General features: G+C 69.3%; 14 protein-coding genes and 1 tRNA gene. 9 read left to right on the forward strand and 6 right to left on the reverse strand.

Translation table 11 applies throughout. The annotated features are described in order from the left end of the window. Nucleotides 1-643: 643 nt before the first annotated feature. On the reverse strand, nucleotides 644-1,072 hold the full coding sequence (locus O3X23_RS39930) for an ATP-binding protein (protein ID WP_269278901.1): 429 nt from the start codon (nucleotides 1,070-1,072) through the stop codon (nucleotides 644-646). A 236-nt stretch (nucleotides 1,073-1,308) separates the two neighbouring features. Between O3X23_RS39930 and O3X23_RS39935 the strand changes: the two genes are divergently transcribed. The 7 genes from O3X23_RS39935 (at nucleotide 1,309) to purM (ending at nucleotide 6,730) form a co-directional block, all read left to right on the forward strand. Further along, nucleotides 1,309-2,187, forward strand: coding sequence for a helix-turn-helix domain-containing protein (locus O3X23_RS39935; protein WP_269278904.1), 879 nt, complete (start codon nucleotides 1,309-1,311; stop codon nucleotides 2,185-2,187). A 10-nt stretch (nucleotides 2,188-2,197) separates the two neighbouring features. Then, nucleotides 2,198-2,395, forward strand: a complete 198-nt coding sequence (locus O3X23_RS39940; RefSeq protein WP_269278906.1) for a DUF397 domain-containing protein — start codon at nucleotides 2,198-2,200, stop codon at nucleotides 2,393-2,395. Between the two features lie 26 nt (nucleotides 2,396-2,421). Next, the gene (locus tag O3X23_RS39945; protein ID WP_269278909.1) at nucleotides 2,422-2,622 is read left to right on the forward strand and encodes a DUF397 domain-containing protein; all 201 of its coding nucleotides are present in this window, start codon (nucleotides 2,422-2,424) and stop codon (nucleotides 2,620-2,622) included. Between the two features lie 71 nt (nucleotides 2,623-2,693). Then, nucleotides 2,694-2,897 (forward strand): DUF4177 domain-containing protein, encoded by a 204-nt coding sequence (locus O3X23_RS39950; protein WP_269278912.1) that lies wholly within the window; start codon nucleotides 2,694-2,696, stop codon nucleotides 2,895-2,897. Between the two features lie 138 nt (nucleotides 2,898-3,035). Next, nucleotides 3,036-3,839, forward strand: coding sequence for a maleylpyruvate isomerase family mycothiol-dependent enzyme (locus O3X23_RS39955; RefSeq protein ID WP_269278915.1), 804 nt, complete (start codon nucleotides 3,036-3,038; stop codon nucleotides 3,837-3,839). 153 nt (nucleotides 3,840-3,992) lie between these two features. Beyond that, complete coding sequence (gene purF / locus O3X23_RS39960) at nucleotides 3,993-5,510, forward strand: amidophosphoribosyltransferase (RefSeq protein ID WP_269278918.1); 1,518 nt, start codon at nucleotides 3,993-3,995, stop codon at nucleotides 5,508-5,510. Nucleotides 5,511-5,662: 152 nt separating this feature from the next. Continuing rightward, the gene (gene purM / locus O3X23_RS39965) at nucleotides 5,663-6,730 is read left to right on the forward strand and encodes a phosphoribosylformylglycinamidine cyclo-ligase (RefSeq protein WP_269278921.1); all 1,068 of its coding nucleotides are present in this window, start codon (nucleotides 5,663-5,665) and stop codon (nucleotides 6,728-6,730) included. A gap of 103 nt (nucleotides 6,731-6,833) precedes the next feature. On the opposite strand, the gene O3X23_RS39970 is transcribed toward purM, so the two are convergent. Next, a complete protein-coding gene (locus O3X23_RS39970) occupies nucleotides 6,834-7,091 on the reverse strand; it encodes a DUF3073 domain-containing protein (RefSeq protein ID WP_269278924.1) in 258 nt (85 codons plus the stop codon). 417 nt (nucleotides 7,092-7,508) lie between these two features. Further along, complete coding sequence (locus O3X23_RS39975; RefSeq protein WP_269278927.1) at nucleotides 7,509-8,621, reverse strand: Leu/Phe/Val dehydrogenase; 1,113 nt, start codon at nucleotides 8,619-8,621, stop codon at nucleotides 7,509-7,511. 364 nt (nucleotides 8,622-8,985) lie between these two features. Here O3X23_RS39975 and O3X23_RS39980 point away from each other — a divergent pair, with 364 nt between their 5' ends. After that, complete coding sequence (locus O3X23_RS39980) at nucleotides 8,986-9,831, forward strand: hypothetical protein (RefSeq protein WP_269278931.1); 846 nt, start codon at nucleotides 8,986-8,988, stop codon at nucleotides 9,829-9,831. A gap of 503 nt (nucleotides 9,832-10,334) precedes the next feature. Continuing rightward, nucleotides 10,335-10,541 carry a developmental transcriptional regulator BldC gene (gene bldC, locus O3X23_RS39985; RefSeq protein WP_003949541.1) on the forward strand — a complete coding sequence of 69 codons (207 nt, stop codon included), beginning with the start codon at nucleotides 10,335-10,337 and terminating at the stop codon, nucleotides 10,539-10,541. Between the two features lie 438 nt (nucleotides 10,542-10,979). Here bldC and O3X23_RS39990 read toward each other — a convergent pair whose 3' ends face one another. The 3 genes from O3X23_RS39990 to hrpA all read right to left on the reverse strand — a co-directional run bounded on the left by O3X23_RS39990 (nucleotide 10,980) and on the right by hrpA (nucleotide 15,542). Further along, entirely contained in the window at nucleotides 10,980-11,162 is a 183-nt protein-coding gene (locus O3X23_RS39990) for a DUF6274 family protein (RefSeq protein WP_269278936.1), read from the reverse strand. A gap of 162 nt (nucleotides 11,163-11,324) precedes the next feature. After that, a tRNA-Asp gene (locus tag O3X23_RS39995) sits at nucleotides 11,325-11,399 on the reverse strand. Nucleotides 11,400-11,582: 183 nt separating this feature from the next. Continuing rightward, nucleotides 11,583-15,542 (reverse strand): ATP-dependent RNA helicase HrpA, encoded by a 3,960-nt coding sequence (gene hrpA, locus O3X23_RS40000; protein ID WP_269278938.1) that lies wholly within the window; start codon nucleotides 15,540-15,542, stop codon nucleotides 11,583-11,585. Between the last annotated feature and the right edge of the window lie 90 nt (nucleotides 15,543-15,632).

Genomic DNA, 15,632 nt, shown 5'->3' on the forward strand with positions numbered 1-15,632 from the left:
CGCGCCGCGCGGGGGGGGGGGGCGGGCGGGAGCGACGTGGTGAGGTGCGGGTAGTGCGGCCGGGGAGGAGCCGGGCTCGCTGCGCGGCCCGGGCTGTGGGGGCGGGTTGAGCGTTGTGGCGCGGTGCGGGCGGGCTCGCTTCGCGGCCCGAGGGCGAGGCCGTGGGGGTGTGGAGTTTTGATCCCCTCTTCTTGACGGAAGGTGGGGCAGGTGTGACGTACGTGGTCTGGTGGGCCAATGAGACGTCCTTTCGGTAGATGTGGATCACTAAGGACGGTCAGAACTTCACCTGGCGAGGCTCCGCCCACACGAGCTGATCCTTTGAGCCTCCGGGCCCCGAGAGCGCCCGCTCGTTAACCCCCTGTGCGGTCCGGGGAGCGCAGCGAACCCGGCACCTCCCTGGCCTGACCGGCCGCAGCGCACCACCAAACCCGCCAACTCCCACCCCGCCTCGGGGAGCGCAGCGGACCGCCCCCACTGCGAGGCGCATCCACCCGAAGGGCACCACCAGGCTCCGCTCCACTCCGCCCCCGGGTCGCGCAGCGGACCGCCCCACTGGCAGGTGCGCAGCGCCGGGGCCCTCCCCCTCCCCGCGGTCAAGGTGCGCAGCGCCGCAGAAGAACCCCTCCGCACTGTTCTGACCTCAGCCACCCACCGGCTCCGGCGCGATGTCCGCCCATACGAGCTTCCCGGTGAGCCCGAAGGGCTCCTCCCCGATCAGGTGGAACCCCCACGCCGCCGCGAGGCCGGTGATCAGCCACATGCCCCGGCCGCCTTCGGCCTCGTTCGTGACGGTCAGGAATTCCGGCTTCTCGGGACTGGAGTCCCACACCCCGAGCCGCAACTTCCTCTGCCGCCAGTGCAGTCTGAGGCTCACCGGCCCGCGGCTGTGCTCCAGCGCGTTCGCGACGAGCTCAGTCGCGACGAGCTGCGCCACGTCGATCATCGGCGCCAGCCCGTACGCCTTGAGCACCGCTCTGAGCGTGCAGCGAGCGATGCCGGCTCCGCGCAGGTCGTGCGGGATCTGGAGCGAGTAGTCCCACACGTCGTCGGCTTCGTCCTTCACGTTCATGCGGCAGCTCCGAACGGTTCTGGGCGACGCCCCCACGCGGTGGCCTGTCGCTTCGCCCATGCCGAAGGCATGGGCGAAGCGATGCGCTGCCGTCTTGCTGCGAGCGTGCGCCATGTAATGGCTACGTCACAGACGGTAGGGAAATGGGTTCGGAATTGCAACCTGCTTGCTCAAGCCGGTGGACCGCGTTACGAGTCGGGTGCAGACTGTGAGCGAACTTCTTCAGAGGAGCCCTTTTGGGACTGCGCACCAGCATCACCGAGCGGCAACGTCGGCTGGGTGCCGAACTACGCAAGCTCCGCGAGCGGTCCGGCATGGTGACGAAAGAGGCGGGCGAAGTCATTGGGATGGGGTCGGCCCACCTCAGTCACATCGAAGCCGGTCGGACTTCCATCCTCACCGCGCGCCTCCGCGCGCTCTGTGAAGCGTACGGATGCACGGATGAGCCCTACGTTGAGGCGCTCGTGAGGATGGCCGAGGACTCCGGCAAGGGTTGGTGGACCGAGCATCGCAAGTCGGTGTCGCCAATCGCCCTGGACCTGGCGGAACTTGAGGCGGGCGCTACCCGAGCTTGTAGTTACGAGACTCTGTTCATCCCCGGCCTGTTGCAGACCGAAAGCTACATGCGGGCGATCTTCGGTAGCGCGCAGGACCCGGATCCGGAGACGGCTGTGCGATTCCGGTTGACGCGGCAGAAGGTCCTCGGTGGGGAGCCCGCCTTGCCCCTGCACGCTGTGATTCACGAAGCGGCGCTGCGGATCACCGTGGGTGGGCCGGAAGTCATGCGGGAGCAGCTCATGCATCTGATCGAAGCCGCACGCCTGCCGAATATGACGATCCAAGTCCTACCTTTCGAGGCGGGCGCCCTCAAGAACATCAGCGCGTCGTTCCTACTCCTGAGCGGTCAGGCCGGCGGGCTGGAGACCGTAGTAGCGGACGATCCCGCGCAGTGGACTGTTTTCCTCGGGGACGAGGGCGCGGTAGAGGGCTACTCGAAGGCGTTCCAAAGACTCGCTGGTTCAGCGCTGCCACAGGTGGACCCCGAAGCCGTTCCGGAGCGACACCTGATGAGAGACTCGCTGGGACTGATCCAGCACATCGCCTACGCGCTCTGAAACGGCGGACATGTCTCAACTTCAATGGCAGAAGTCTTCGTTCAGCGATTCCGGCGGCGCAAACTGTGTGGAAGTAGCCGCCGTCAACGGCACCGTGATGCTCCGAGAGAGCGACGCCCCCGGGGTCGTCCTTTCGACCAGCCCGATCGCGTTGGGGCGGCTCCTCGCGAACATCAAAGCCGGAGAGCTCGACGGCCTCGCGATCTGATCCGTTCGTACTCCGAAGGGGCTCCCATGACCTCATCGTTGCAGTGGCAGAAGTCGTCGTTCTCCGGAGGCGGAGGCGAAAACTGCGTCGAGCTGGCGGCCGCCCCCGCCACCGTCCTCCTCCGCGAGAGCGACGACCCCGGCGTCGTCCTCCGGACCACCCCCGCCCGCTTCGCGGCCTTCCTCCACGCGATCAAGGCCGATGGATCGGCTACCACCGCCCCGTAACCCCAGGGGAGCGTGGTTGGCTGGCGGCCGACGGATCCGTATGGACGTACAGACGTGCAAGGGGCTGGGCCATGTTCGAGTACAAGGTTGTTTCGTTCCGCGAATCGCTGATCGGGGACGCGCTGGACGGCGACAAGTTGGAGAAGACGCTCAACAAGCACGCCGGTGACGGCTGGGCGCTCAAGGCGATCACCGCCGCCGACGTCAAGGGCCGCATCGGCCCCGGCGCCGTAGAGGGTCTGCTGCTGACCTTCGAGCGCCCCCGCCAGGGCTGAGAAGCGAGCCGCCGGGCGCGAGGCGCACGCCTCGCGCCCAACCGCGGATCCCCGAGGTTCTGCATCAAGAGACTCGAATGGACCGGCGCCGTCCAAAACTGACTTCGTGACCGCTCGGCGCGCGCATACGCTCCCCGTATGACGTCTGCCGGTCGCCGTGCCCGTAGTTATGACCCCTCCAAGACGCGGGCCGCGCTCGTCGCGCAAGTGGGGGCCGTGCGGGCCGCCGTTCAGGTGCTCACGCCCGCGCAGCTCGCGCTGCCCTCCGGGCTGCCCGGGTGGGATGTGCGGCTTCTGGTGGCGCACATCGTGCGGCAGATCGACGCCGTCGGAATGCTGCTGAGCGAGCCGGCGCCCGATCCGGCGCCCCCGGTGACCGGGTTGTCGGTGTGGGCGGTGTCGACCGCCGCCATCGCGGAGCGGCTGGACGCCTCGACGCGGGAGACCGCCGCCGGGATGGGCGACCCCGTCGCCGCCATCGACGCCGCGAGCGAGAACCTGACGCCGTTCCTGGACGAGGCCGTGCGGGCGGACCGGATTGTTCCGCATGTGTTCGGGGCGATGCGGGCGCTCGACATGACCGTCACCCGGCTCGTGGAACTGGTCGTGCACGGGGACGACCTGGCGCGCGCCACCGGTGTGGAGGTGGCGCACGACCGGCAGGCCGTCGCGGCCGTCACACGGCTGCTGGCCGACGCGCTGGCGGTCAAGGCGCCCGGGAACTCCGTCGAGGTGCGTATCCCGCCCTACGCGGCCGTCCAGTGCGTGGAGGGCCCCCGGCACACCCGGGGGACCCCGCCGAACGTCGTCGAGACCGATCCGATGACGTGGATCCGCCTCGCCACCGGCCGGATCGACTGGGAGACCGCTCTCGAGGACGCCGCTGTCTCCGCCAGCGGGGAGCGGGCTGATCTTGCGCTCCATCTCCCGGTGCTCGGTTGACCACCAGCCCGTAGCGGTGCGCTCACAAGGTGTCGTAACCCACGTGATCCTCGCCTCACCTGCGGTGAGACACCCGTGGTCACACCCGTGATCGCCGGGTTCGCGGAGCGTCGCCCGTTCGGACGCGGGTCGGATCTGCCTTAGACTCGTGGTGTGCCTCGTGGTGATGGACGACTCAACCACGACCTGCTCCCCGGCGAGAAGGGCCCCCAGGACGCTTGCGGCGTCTTCGGAGTCTGGGCCCCCGGCGAAGAGGTCTCCAAGCTCACCTATTTCGGTCTGTACGCCCTGCAGCACCGCGGACAGGAGTCCGCGGGCATCGCTGTGAGCAATGGCTCCCAGATCCTGGTCTTCAAGGACATGGGGCTCGTTTCCCAGGTCTTCGACGAGACCTCTCTCGGCTCTCTGACCGGCCATATCGCCGTCGGTCACGCCCGCTACTCGACCACCGGTGCCTCGGTGTGGGAGAACGCCCAGCCCACGTTCCGTGCCACCGCCAACGGGTCGATCGCGCTCGGTCACAACGGCAACCTGGTCAACACGGCGGAACTCGCCGAGCTGGTCGCCGACCTGCCCCAGGGCAATGGCCGGGCCACGCGGGTGGCCGCCACCAACGACACCGATCTCGTGACGGCGCTGCTGGCCGGACAGATCGACGAGGACGGCAAGCCGCTCTCCGTCGAACTCGCCGCCGGCAAGGTGCTGCCTCAGGTCAAGGGCGCTTTCAGCCTCGTCTTCATGGACGAGCACACGCTGTACGCGGCGCGTGATCCGCAGGGCATCCGCCCGCTGGTGCTGGGGCGGCTGGAGCGCGGCTGGGTCGTCGCGTCCGAGTCCGCCGCTCTCGACATCTGCGGTGCCAGCTTCGTCCGGGAGATCGAGCCCGGCGAGCTGATCGCGATCGACGAGAACGGCCTGCGGACCACGCGTTTCGCGGAGGCCAAGCCCAAGGGCTGCATCTTCGAGTACGTGTACCTGGCGCGTCCCGACACCGACATCGCGGGGCGGAACGTCTATCTGTCCCGGGTGGAGATGGGCCGCAAGCTGGCCGCCGAGGCGCCCGTCGACGCCGATCTGGTGATACCGACTCCGGAGTCCGGCACGCCGGCCGCGGTCGGCTACGCCGAGGCGAGCGGGATCCCGTACGGCACCGGCCTGGTCAAGAACTCGTACGTCGGCCGGACGTTCATCCAGCCGTCGCAGACCATCCGGCAGCTGGGCATCCGGCTCAAGCTGAACCCGCTGAAGGACGTCATCCGCGGCAAGCGGCTGATCGTCGTGGACGACTCGATCGTCCGCGGCAACACGCAGCGCGCGCTGGTGCGGATGCTCCGCGAGGCGGGTGCCGCCGAGGTCCACATCCGGATCTCGTCGCCGCCGGTCAAGTGGCCGTGCTTCTTCGGCATCGACTTCGCGACCCGCGCCGAGCTGATCGCCAACGGCATGTCCGTCGAGGAGATCGGCAAGTCGCTGGGCGCGGACTCGCTCGCGTACATCTCGCTGGACGCCATGGTCGAGGCGACGACGATCGCCAAGCCGAACCTGTGCCGGGCGTGCTTCGACGGTGTCTACCCGATGGATCTGCCCGACCCGGAGCTGCTCGGCAAGCAGCTCCTGGAGACCGAGCTGGCCGGCGGCGCGGACGCGGCCGACGCGCTGCGCCGGCCGTAGTCGGGCACTCTGAAGGCAGTTCGAAGGCAGTTTCCTGGTGCTGAAGCTCCCCGCTGACGCACCCCGGGAGCCGGTGTTCGTGCATCCGGCTCCCCTGATCGCCGCCCCGGTGATCGCCCCGCACCTATTCGACGACGTGAAAGTTCCCAGCCATGCCTGAGAATACCGGCGCCAGCTACGCCTCCGCCGGCGTGGACATCGAAGCGGGCGACCGCGCCGTTGACCTGATGAAGGAATGGGTCAGGAAGGCCAGTCGCCCCGAGGTCGTCGGCGGTCTCGGCGGGTTCGCCGGGCTCTTCGACGCCTCCGCCCTCAAGCGCTACGAGCGGCCGCTGCTCGCCTCCGCCACGGACGGCGTCGGCACGAAGGTCGACATCGCCCGCAAGATGGGCGTCTACGACACGATCGGCCACGACCTGGTCGGCATGGTCGTGGACGACCTGGTCGTGTGCGGCGCCGAGCCGCTCTTCATGACCGACTACATCTGCGTCGGCAAGGTCTTCCCGGAGCGCGTCGCGGCGATCGTCAAGGGCATCGCCGAGGGCTGCGTACTGGCCGGCTGCGCGCTGGTCGGCGGCGAGACCGCCGAGCACCCGGGGCTGCTGGGCCCGGACGACTTCGACGTCGCGGGCGCCGGCACCGGTGTGGTCGAGGCCGACCAGGTGCTGGGCGCGGATCGTATCCGTTCGGGTGACGCGGTGATCGCGATCGAGTCCTCGGGACTTCACTCCAACGGGTACTCGCTGGTGCGCCATGTCTTCTTCGACCGGGCCGGCTGGGAGCTGGACCGGGACGTTCCGGAGTTCGGCCGCACCCTCGGCGAGGAGCTGCTGGAGCCGACCAAGATCTACTCGCTGGACTGCCTGGCGCTCACCCGGCTCGCCCCGGTGCACGCGTTCTCGCACATCACCGGCGGCGGTCTGGCCAACAACCTCGGCCGCGTGATCCCGGACCACCTGCACGCCACGGTCGACCGTTCGACCTGGCGGCCGGACCCGGTCTTCACCACCGTCGGTGAGCTCGGCGGGGTTGAGCGGCTGGAATTGGAGAAGACGCTGAACATGGGCGTCGGCATGATCGCGGTCGTGCCGCAGGACTCGGTGGACGTGGCGCTGGCCACGCTGGCCGACCGCGGTGTGGAGGCATGGGTGAGCGGCGAGGTCGTCGAACGCGGTGACCACGCCGAAGCCGTGACCCTGACCGGGGACTACGCGAAGTAGTCGACAGGTCCGGACGCCAGGGGCCGAGAGGCCCTGAGCGCCGTGGGCCACGACGAAACCCGGTCCGGGGCGGGCCCCGGACCGGGTCTGTAGAAGTGCAGCGTCAAGAGTGACGACGTTGCGGCGAGGGTTCGGCGTCCTCGTCCTCGTCGTCATCGTTGTAACGACTCGCGTACTGTGCGTACGGATCGTCGTCGTCGTTCTCGTCGTCATCGTCCACAACAGGCTCCGGCGGAAGTACCGGAAGTGGTGACGATGCGCCCAGCTCGTCGGCCAGACGTGTGAGATCGGTTCCGCCGCTGTTGTACTTCAGCTGGCGGGCGACCTTCGTCTGCTTGGCCTTGGCCCGGCCGCGCCCCATGGCTCGACCCCCTCAACGGCGGGGCTCGATGGCCCCGAGTCTTGACACGCGTTCATGAATCGGAGCGGTCTCTCAGCTGAGAGACCGGTCCGTAGGGCTTCAACGGTACCTGCTTCCGGAGCCGCACGGTACGTCGCCCGCACGACGCGCGTCGGAGCGGGAGCCGAAGTGGGCCCTGTCCTGGCTGGTCAGCCGTGATTTTACCTGGTTCTAGCGCGAACTTGCTATCGCTTCGTGCGTTCGGTCACCCACCGCGTCGGCGGGTGGACCACCGGGCGGTTCCCGCGGAGATCCTTTGCGGCGGACGGCCGCCTGCCCCCGGGCGGAACCCGGGCGGGACCCGGTCGCGCCCTGGCCAGGTGGCCGCCCGCCGCACAGCAGGTGAGCGGCGGGCGACCGGTGGGCACGTGGCTGGAATCAGCCTGCTTCGGGACGCAGCCAGTCGGCGGCCGGGGTCCGGTCGGCGATGCGCTGCTCGGCCAGCCGGTCCGCGGCGGCGGCCGGCGGGATGCCGTCGGTCCGCGCGCGGTCGAAAATGGCCGCGGTGGTGTCAAAGATCTTCGTGGCCTTGGCCTTCGCCCGGTCGAAGTCGAAGCCGTGCAGCTCATCCGCGACCTGGATCACGCCACCGGCGTTCACCACGTAGTCGGGCGCGTAGAGGATCCCGCGGTCGGCGAGGTCCTTCTCGACGCCCGGGTGGGCGAGCTGGTTGTTGGCCGCGCCGCACACGATGGTGGCGGTGAGGGCCGGCACGGTCTCGTCGTTCAGCGCGCCGCCGAGCGCGCAGGGCGCGTAGACGTCGAGCGGGGTGCGGATCAGGACATCGGCGTCGGAGACGGCGCTGATCTGCGGGTGGCGGGCGCGGATCCGGTCGACGGCCTCGGCGCGGACGTCGGTGATCACGACCTCGGCACCGTCCTCGATCAGGTGCTCCACCAGGTGGTGGCCGACCTTGCCGACACCGGCGATGCCGACCCGGCGGCCGCGCAGCGTCGGCTCGCCCCACTGGCTGCGGGCGGCGGCGCGCATGCCCTGGAAGACGCCGAAGGCGGTCAGCACGGAGGAGTCGCCGGCGCCGCCGTTCTCGGGGGAGCGGCCGGTCGTCCAGCGGTTCTCGCGGGCGACGACGTCCATGTCGGCCACATAGGTGCCGACATCGCAGGCGGTGACGTAACGGCCGCCGAGCGAGGCCACGAAACGACCGTAGGCGAGCAGGAGATCTTCGCTCTTGATCGATTCCGGGTTACCGATGATCACGGCCTTGCCGCCACCGTGGTCCAGGCCGGCCAGAGCGTTCTTGTACGACATCCCGCGGGAGAGGTTGAGCGCGTCGAGCGCGGCCTCTTCGTCGGTCGCGTAGTCGTAGAAGCGGGTACCGCCGAGGGCCGGGCCCAGGGCGGTGGAGTGGAGCGCGATGACGGCCTTGAGGCCGCTGGCACGGTCCTGGCAGAAGACGACTTGCTCGTGTCCGCCCTGTTCCGACCGGAACAGTTTGGAGACGACGCTGGAAGTCTGAAGAACGTCGGTCACGGTGGTGACTCCTGCAGTCCAGAGGTTGCCCTCCGTACGGGTGGGGAGGGCCGGTTGGCGCAAGCGTATTGCCCGCAGGCGACCCGCACGGCCGTAGGGCCCGACCGGTTGATCGCGAACGGCCTCCGCTGCGCACCGTACGTCCTGCGTGGGCTGCGCGTTTGAGGCCCCAGCCCCGGAACGGGTCGCTCCGCACGGCCGGAACGAGCCGGTCCGAAGCGGTGGGACGCGCCGGTCCGAAGCGGTGGAACGCGCCGGTCCGAACCGATCGGGGAAGACCGTCCGGCGCAGTGCTGTGGATCACCCCCACCGCGGCCCGGGGCGTGGGACGATTCGGAGGAGAGCCGGTCACGAGGGAGCGGGTGTGGGCTTGTCGTCGGTGCTGGTCCCGTACGCGGCGTATCTCCGGGTCTACGAGCCGCTGGCGGCGTTCCCCGAGCCCGAACGCACCCACTGGAACCGCTACGCGGCCGCGGGTGAGGCGCGGAGCGCACAGGACGAGCTGCGGCAGTCGCTGGCCGACCTGCTGCCCGTCCCGCCGGTGGCCGTCCCGGTGCACGAGAGCCGCGACGCCTTCGTGGCCGTCGTCAACGGCGTGACGCACATCTGCCCCTGGCGTACCCGGCTGCGCGGCTGGCTGGCGCTGGACGCCCTCGCCGAGGAGCTTCCGGAGGTCCTGCTGGACGCGGTGCTGCCCGCCGTGGTGCGCGCCCAGGCCGGGGCGGACCACGAGGCGTGGCGGGAGCGCAACCCGGACGCCCGGCCGTGGATCCGCTCGGCGACCTGGCACGTGCCGACGCGCTGGTTCGCCCTGTTCGGCGATGACGAGCGCGAGTACGAGCCGGCCGGCCTCGGCGAGGCCAAGGAGCCGCTGATGCGGTACCGGACGCCGATGGTGCAGGCCCGCCGCCGGGTGGCGCGCGGGCTGCGGGTGCTCAAGGACGCGCTGGAGGAAGGCCCGTTGATCGACGGGCTGATCGACGTGGGCCGCTGGCTGGAGGAGTTCCACCCGCGCTCCCTGGTCGAGCTGGACTACGGCGGCCTGGTGCACGCGATCCCCGAGGCGGACCTCGCGGAGGACCGGTCGGCCGCGGACGTGGCCGAGGGCCTCGCCGCGCTCAAGGCCGGCTCGGGGGCCGCCGCCTCCGAGGCGTACGAGCGGCTCACCGAGCGCTGGCGGACCATCCGCGAGCTGCAGTTCGCGAGTTGACCCCGGGGCTGCCGACGCGCCGCCGGACGGGCCCTCGCGGGGGCTGTGAAACCTGCCCGGGACGATGGTCCCGATCCGGGCCATTGGCTCAAGCGTGACGGAGAGCACGTAAGGGGACTCTTGCGGACATCCCTACCGGTCATGCCAATATGGGACAACGAGTCCTGGAAGAGTTGGTCCGTCCAGCAATGGGCGTGTTGTCCGGTATTGCATATCTTGAGGGTGGGGATGGGGCTGGTGATCCAGCTGTGACTGATCGTCACTCTGGAGTGACTGTCCGTTATGGCATGGTCCATCGGCTTCCGTAGAGCTTGAACCCCTGAGAGGGCAATTCCATCGGTTTGGCCGACGAGGCTGGACGGATGGTGTAGTTGTAGTGCCGAGGACAAGCCGTTCGTCCTATTACCGACTCGGCCCGCGTCCGCCATTTCGGGCAACACGGGTCAAGGTGCAGAATTTAGAGGTAGAACCGCGCTGGTTCGGTTCTCTCGAGGAGGCCGCTCATGACCGCTCGCACCCCTGATGCCGAGCCGCTGCTGACCCCCGCTGAGGTCGCCACGATGTTCCGCGTGGACCCGAAGACGGTCACACGGTGGGCCAAGGCTGGGAAGCTCACGTCCATCCGCACGCTCGGCGGGCACCGCCGCTACCGCGAGGCGGAGGTCCGCGCACTTCTGGCGGGCATTCCGCAGCAGCGCAGCGAGGCCTGACAAGCCCTTACATGCCCTTTAGGGCCGTCTTATGGGGCCCCCACCCCATAAGTCACCTGCTCCACCCGCTCCACGGGCTCCCTGCCCCCATCGGGGACGCCACAAGGACACAGAGATCGCATCGGACTCCGCCGGGTCCGATGCGATCTTTTTTGTGCCCTCAGGGGCCCGTGGAGGGCGCTGGAGGGGCGCTGCGGGGGCGTTGCGGGACGTTGCGGGTGCTTTCAGGGGTAGTTGCGTCCGCCGCCCGCCGGCGTGGCGCGGGCGTCTCTGTGGGGTCCGCTGTGGAGTCTTGTGGGCATCTTGCGCGGACCTGTCGATGCCGTTCGGTACGCATCGCGGGCAGATCGGGCACGAGTGCAATTGCACATATTAAATTGACACCCTCCAGAAGGGGGTCGAGTTCCTCACGTCTTGGAAATCTTTGGGTGACGCCCGTCACACGCACGGGTCTTGTGGCTGCTCAGATCCTTGCGGTAATGGGGGATCGGGTCTCAGGAGGGCAAGGCGCAACAGGCGGTGGCAGGTGACGCAGTGTCGGGTGAGGTGTCTGCTGCCCGACGCGGCCGCCAGGTGGGCACGCAGCAGCGCCCTCGTCTCGTGCCTGGGAGTCGACGTCATACCGAAAGGCGTACCGGCGGCCGCCGGGACCCGTCAAGAAGGCGCGCAGCCCCGGCCGCAGGGGCGTGGCGGGGGCTGAGCGGGCGCGGAACGCGGAGCGGCGAGGGCCGGGCGCAACGCGAAAGGCCCGGATCCACAAGGGATCCGGGCCTTTCGATGATGCGGTCCTGACGGGATTTGAACCCGCGGCCTCCACCTTGACAGGGTGGCGAGCACTCCAAGCTGCTCCACAGGACCAGGCTTTGCGGCGCTGAACCTTCCTGCGCTGCGAGTGAGACTGTACAGCAGGTCAGGGGGTGGGGTCGAACCCGTTCGGCGGCAGGGTCGCGGCACGTCCCCGGACCGGCTCCGGCCCGGCCGACGGCCCCCGGTGGAGCGGTCCCCCGACCGGCCGCGGGGCAGCCCCCGCGGCCGGCCCCGTCAGCCCCAGGCCTCGTCCAGCACCTTGAAGATGCGCTTGTCGGAGACGGGCTGCGAGGTGCCCAGCGCGTGCGCGAAGTAGCTGACGCGCAGCTCCTCGATCATCCAGCGAATGTCCCGAACCTTGTCCGGAACCGGGCGCCCGGCCGGCCGGGACACCAGCAGCTCCGCGTACTCGCGCTGGATCTCCAGGACCTTCTCCATGCGCATGGTGTCCCGCTGGACGTTGGTGGGCATCTGCTGGAGCCGGCGGTCGACCGCCACCAGGTACCGCATCAGGTCCGGCAGCCGCCGCAGCCCCGTGGTGGTCACGAAGCCAGCCGGCACGAGGGCCGCCAGCTGCTCCTTGACGTCCGCGAGGTTGGCGATCAGGACGAGGCTCGTGGTGGCCTTCAGGCGGCGCTCACAGGCCTGCCAGGCGGCCAGCACCTGCTGGACCCGGCTCACCGTCTTCACGGTCACGTCGACCAGATCGGTGCGGACCTTGTCGAAGAGCTTGCGGAACGATTCCTCGTCCCACGCCGGGCCGCCGTGAGCGGCGATCAGCTGGTCGGCGGCGGCGGTCACGCAGTCGTCGAAGAGGGCCTGGATGCTGCCGTGCGGATTGCGTGAGAGCGCCAGCTTGGCCTCGTTGTTCAGCCGGCCCTGGGCGAACTTCGACGGGTTCGAGGGGATGTTGAGCAGGATCAGCCGGCGGGTGCCGCGCCACATCGCGGCGCTCTGCTCGGCCTCGGTGTCGAAGAGCCGTACGGCGACGCTCGTGCCCTCGTCGACCAGCGCGGGGAACGCCTTCACGGGATGACCGCCGCGCCGGGTCTCGAAGGTGCGCGGCAGGCTCCCGACGGTCCACTGCGTCAGGCCGGTGCGCTGCTCGATGCCGATGGCGTCGGCGGCCTTGGAGATCACCTCGCGCGTCTTCGGCTTGAGCCGCAGCGTCAGCGCCTCCAGGTCCTTGTCCTCGGACAGCTTGCGGCCGCGCTCGTCGGTCACCCGGAAGGTGATCTTGAGGTGGTCGGGGACCTTGCCGAGGTCGAAGTCCTCGACGTCCATCCGGACGCCGACCATCCGCTGCAGCTCGCGGGCGAGCGTGTCGGGCAGCGGCTCCTGGACGGGCACCACGCGGTCGAGGAACGCCTTCGCGTAGTTCGGTGCGGGGACGTAGTGGCGGCGGATCGGCTTGGGGAGCGACCGGATCAGTTCGGTGACGACCTCTTCGCGCAGGCCCGGGATCTGCCAGTCGAAGCCGTCGGGGGTGACCTGGTTGAGCACCTGGAGCGGGATGTGGACGGTCACGCCGTCGGCGTCCGCGCCGGGCTCGAACTGGTACGTCACCTTGAACTTGAGCCGTCCCTGGCGCCACGAGTCCGGGTAGTCGTCCTTGGTGACGGTCTGGGCGGCCTCGTTGATTAGCATCGACTGCTCGAAGTTGAGCAGTTCCGGTTCGTCCCGGCGCTTCTGCTTCCACCAGGAGTCGAAGTGGGCGCCGGATACGACGTCCTGAGGCAGTTTCTGATCGTAGAAGTCGAAGAGCGTCTCGTCGTCGACCATGATGTCCCGGCGGCGGGCCCGGTGTTCGAGCTCCTCGACCTCGCCGAGCAGCTTGCGGTTGTCCTGGAAGAACTGGTGATGGGTACGCCAGTCGCCCTCGACCAGCGCGTTGCGGATGAACAGATCCCGTGAGACCTCTGCGTCGATCCGTCCGTAATTCACCTTGCGCTGCGCGACGATCGGCACGCCGTACAGCGTCACCCGCTCGAACGCCATCACCGCGGCCTGGTCCTTCTCCCAGTGCGGCTCGCTGTACGTGCGCTTCACCAGGTGCTGCGCGAGCGGCTCGACCCACTCCGGCTCGATCTTCGCGTTGACCCGCGCCCACAGCCGCGAGGTCTCCACCAGCTCGGCCGACATGATCCAGCGCGGCGGCTTCTTGAACAGCGCCGAGCCGGGGAAGATCGCGAACTTGGCGCTGCGGGCGCCCAGGTACTCGTTCTTGTCGGTGTCCTTCAGCCCCAGGTGCGACAGCAGCCCGGCCAGCAGAGACGTGTGCAGCCGCTGGGAGTCGGGAGCGGCGTCGCTCTCCTTCTCCTCCAGCTGGATGCCCATGGTCTTGGCGACCGAGCGCAGCTGGCTGTAGATGTCCTGCCACTCGCGGATCCGCAGATAGTTCAGGAACTCCGACCGGCACATCCGGCGGAAGGCCGAGGACGACAGCTCCTTCTGCTGCTCGCGCACATAGCGCCACAGGTTCAGATACGCCAGGAAGTCGCTGGTCTCGTCGGCGAACCGGCGGTGCTTCTCGTCGGACTGCTGCTTCTTCTCCGCGGGCCGCTCGCGCGGGTCCTGGATCGACAGCGCGGCCGCGATCACCATGACCTCACGGACGCAGCCGTTGCGGTCGGCCTCCAGCACCATCCTGGCGAGCCGGGGGTCGACCGGCAGCTGGGCCAGCTTGCGGCCCAGCGGCGTCAGCCGCTTCTGGTGGTCCTTCTCCTTCGGGTCGAGCGCGCCGAGCTCCTCCAGGAGCTGGACACCGTCCTTGATGTGACGGCTGTCCGGCGGGTCGATGAAGGGGAACCTGGCGATGTCGCCCAGACCGGCCGCCGTCATCTGGAGGATGACGGACGCCAGGTTGGTCCGGAGGATCTCCGCGTCGGTGAACTCCGGGCGGGACTCGAAGTCCTCCTCGGAGTACAGCCGTACGCAGATGCCGTCCGAGGTACGCCCGCAACGGCCCTTGCGCTGGTTGGCGCTGGCCTGCGAGATCGCCTCGATCGGCAGCCGCTGGACCTTGGTGCGGTGGCTGTAGCGGGAGATGCGGGCATTGCCCGGGTCGATCACGTACCGGATGCCGGGCACGGTCAGGGACGTCTCGGCGACGTTCGTGGCCAGCACGATGCGGCGGCCGGCGTGCTTCTGGAAGACGCGGTGCTGCTCGGCGGAGGAGAGCCGCGCGTACAGCGGCAGCACCTCGGTGGAGCGCAGGTTCAGTTTGCTGAGGGCGTCCGCGGTGTCGCGGATCTCCCGTTCGCCGGAGAGGAAGACCAGGATGTCGCCCGGACCCTCGCGCTGGAGTTCCTCCGCCGCGTCGCAGATCGCGGTGACCTGGTCGCGGTCGTCGTCATCGCCCTCTTCGGCGAGCAGCGGACGGTAGCGGACCTCCACCGGGAACGTCCGCCCGCTCACCTCGACGACCGGGGCGTCCCCGAAGTGCCGCGAGAAGCGCGCGGGGTCGATGGTGGCCGAGGTGATGATCACCTTGAGGTCGGGGCGGCGGGGGAGCAGCTGGGCGAGGTAGCCCAGGATGAAGTCGATGTTGAGGCTGCGCTCGTGCGCCTCGTCGATGATGATCGTGTCGTACTGCAGCAGCTCGCGGTCGGTCTGGATCTCCGCGAGCATGATGCCGTCGGTCATCAGTTTGAGCAGGGTGCGGTCGCCGACCTGGTCGGTGAAGCGGACCTTCCAGCCGACGGCCTCGCCGAGCGGGGTGTCCAGCTCCTCCGCGACCCGTTCCGCGACCGTGCGGGCCGCGATCCGGCGGGGCTGCGTATGGCCGATCAGGCCCCGCACCCCGCGCCCCAGTTCCAGGCAGATCTTGGGGATCTGGGTGGTCTTGCCGGAGCCGGTCTCCCCCGCGACGATCACGACCTGGTGATCGCGGACGGCCGCCAGGATCTCGTCCTTCTTCTGGCTGACCGGCAACTGCTCGGGGTAGCTGACCTTGGGCACGGCGGCGCGCCGGCGCTCCACCCGGGCCTCGCCCTGCTCGATCTGGCCGGCGATCTCGGCCAGCACCGTCGCGCGGGCTTCGGTCTTGCGGATCCGGCGGGCGCCTTCGAGACGGCGGCCGAGCCGCACTTCGTCGCGGAGCGACAGTGCGGAGAGACGGGATCCCAGGTCGGCGAGGGTGGCGGGGCCGGGCTGGCCGGCGGCACTGGAGGCGGAAGCAGGCTGCGTAGACATACGGCCCCCAGGATCGCACCCGGCCGGAAGAGTCCGCGAATCATTTCGGCGCGGTGCGAGCCGGTCTCGACCCGGACCGGACCGGGTGGC

Source organism: Streptomyces sp. H39-S7, assembly GCF_027158205.1.
GTDB lineage: Bacteria > Actinomycetota > Actinomycetes > Streptomycetales > Streptomycetaceae > Actinacidiphila.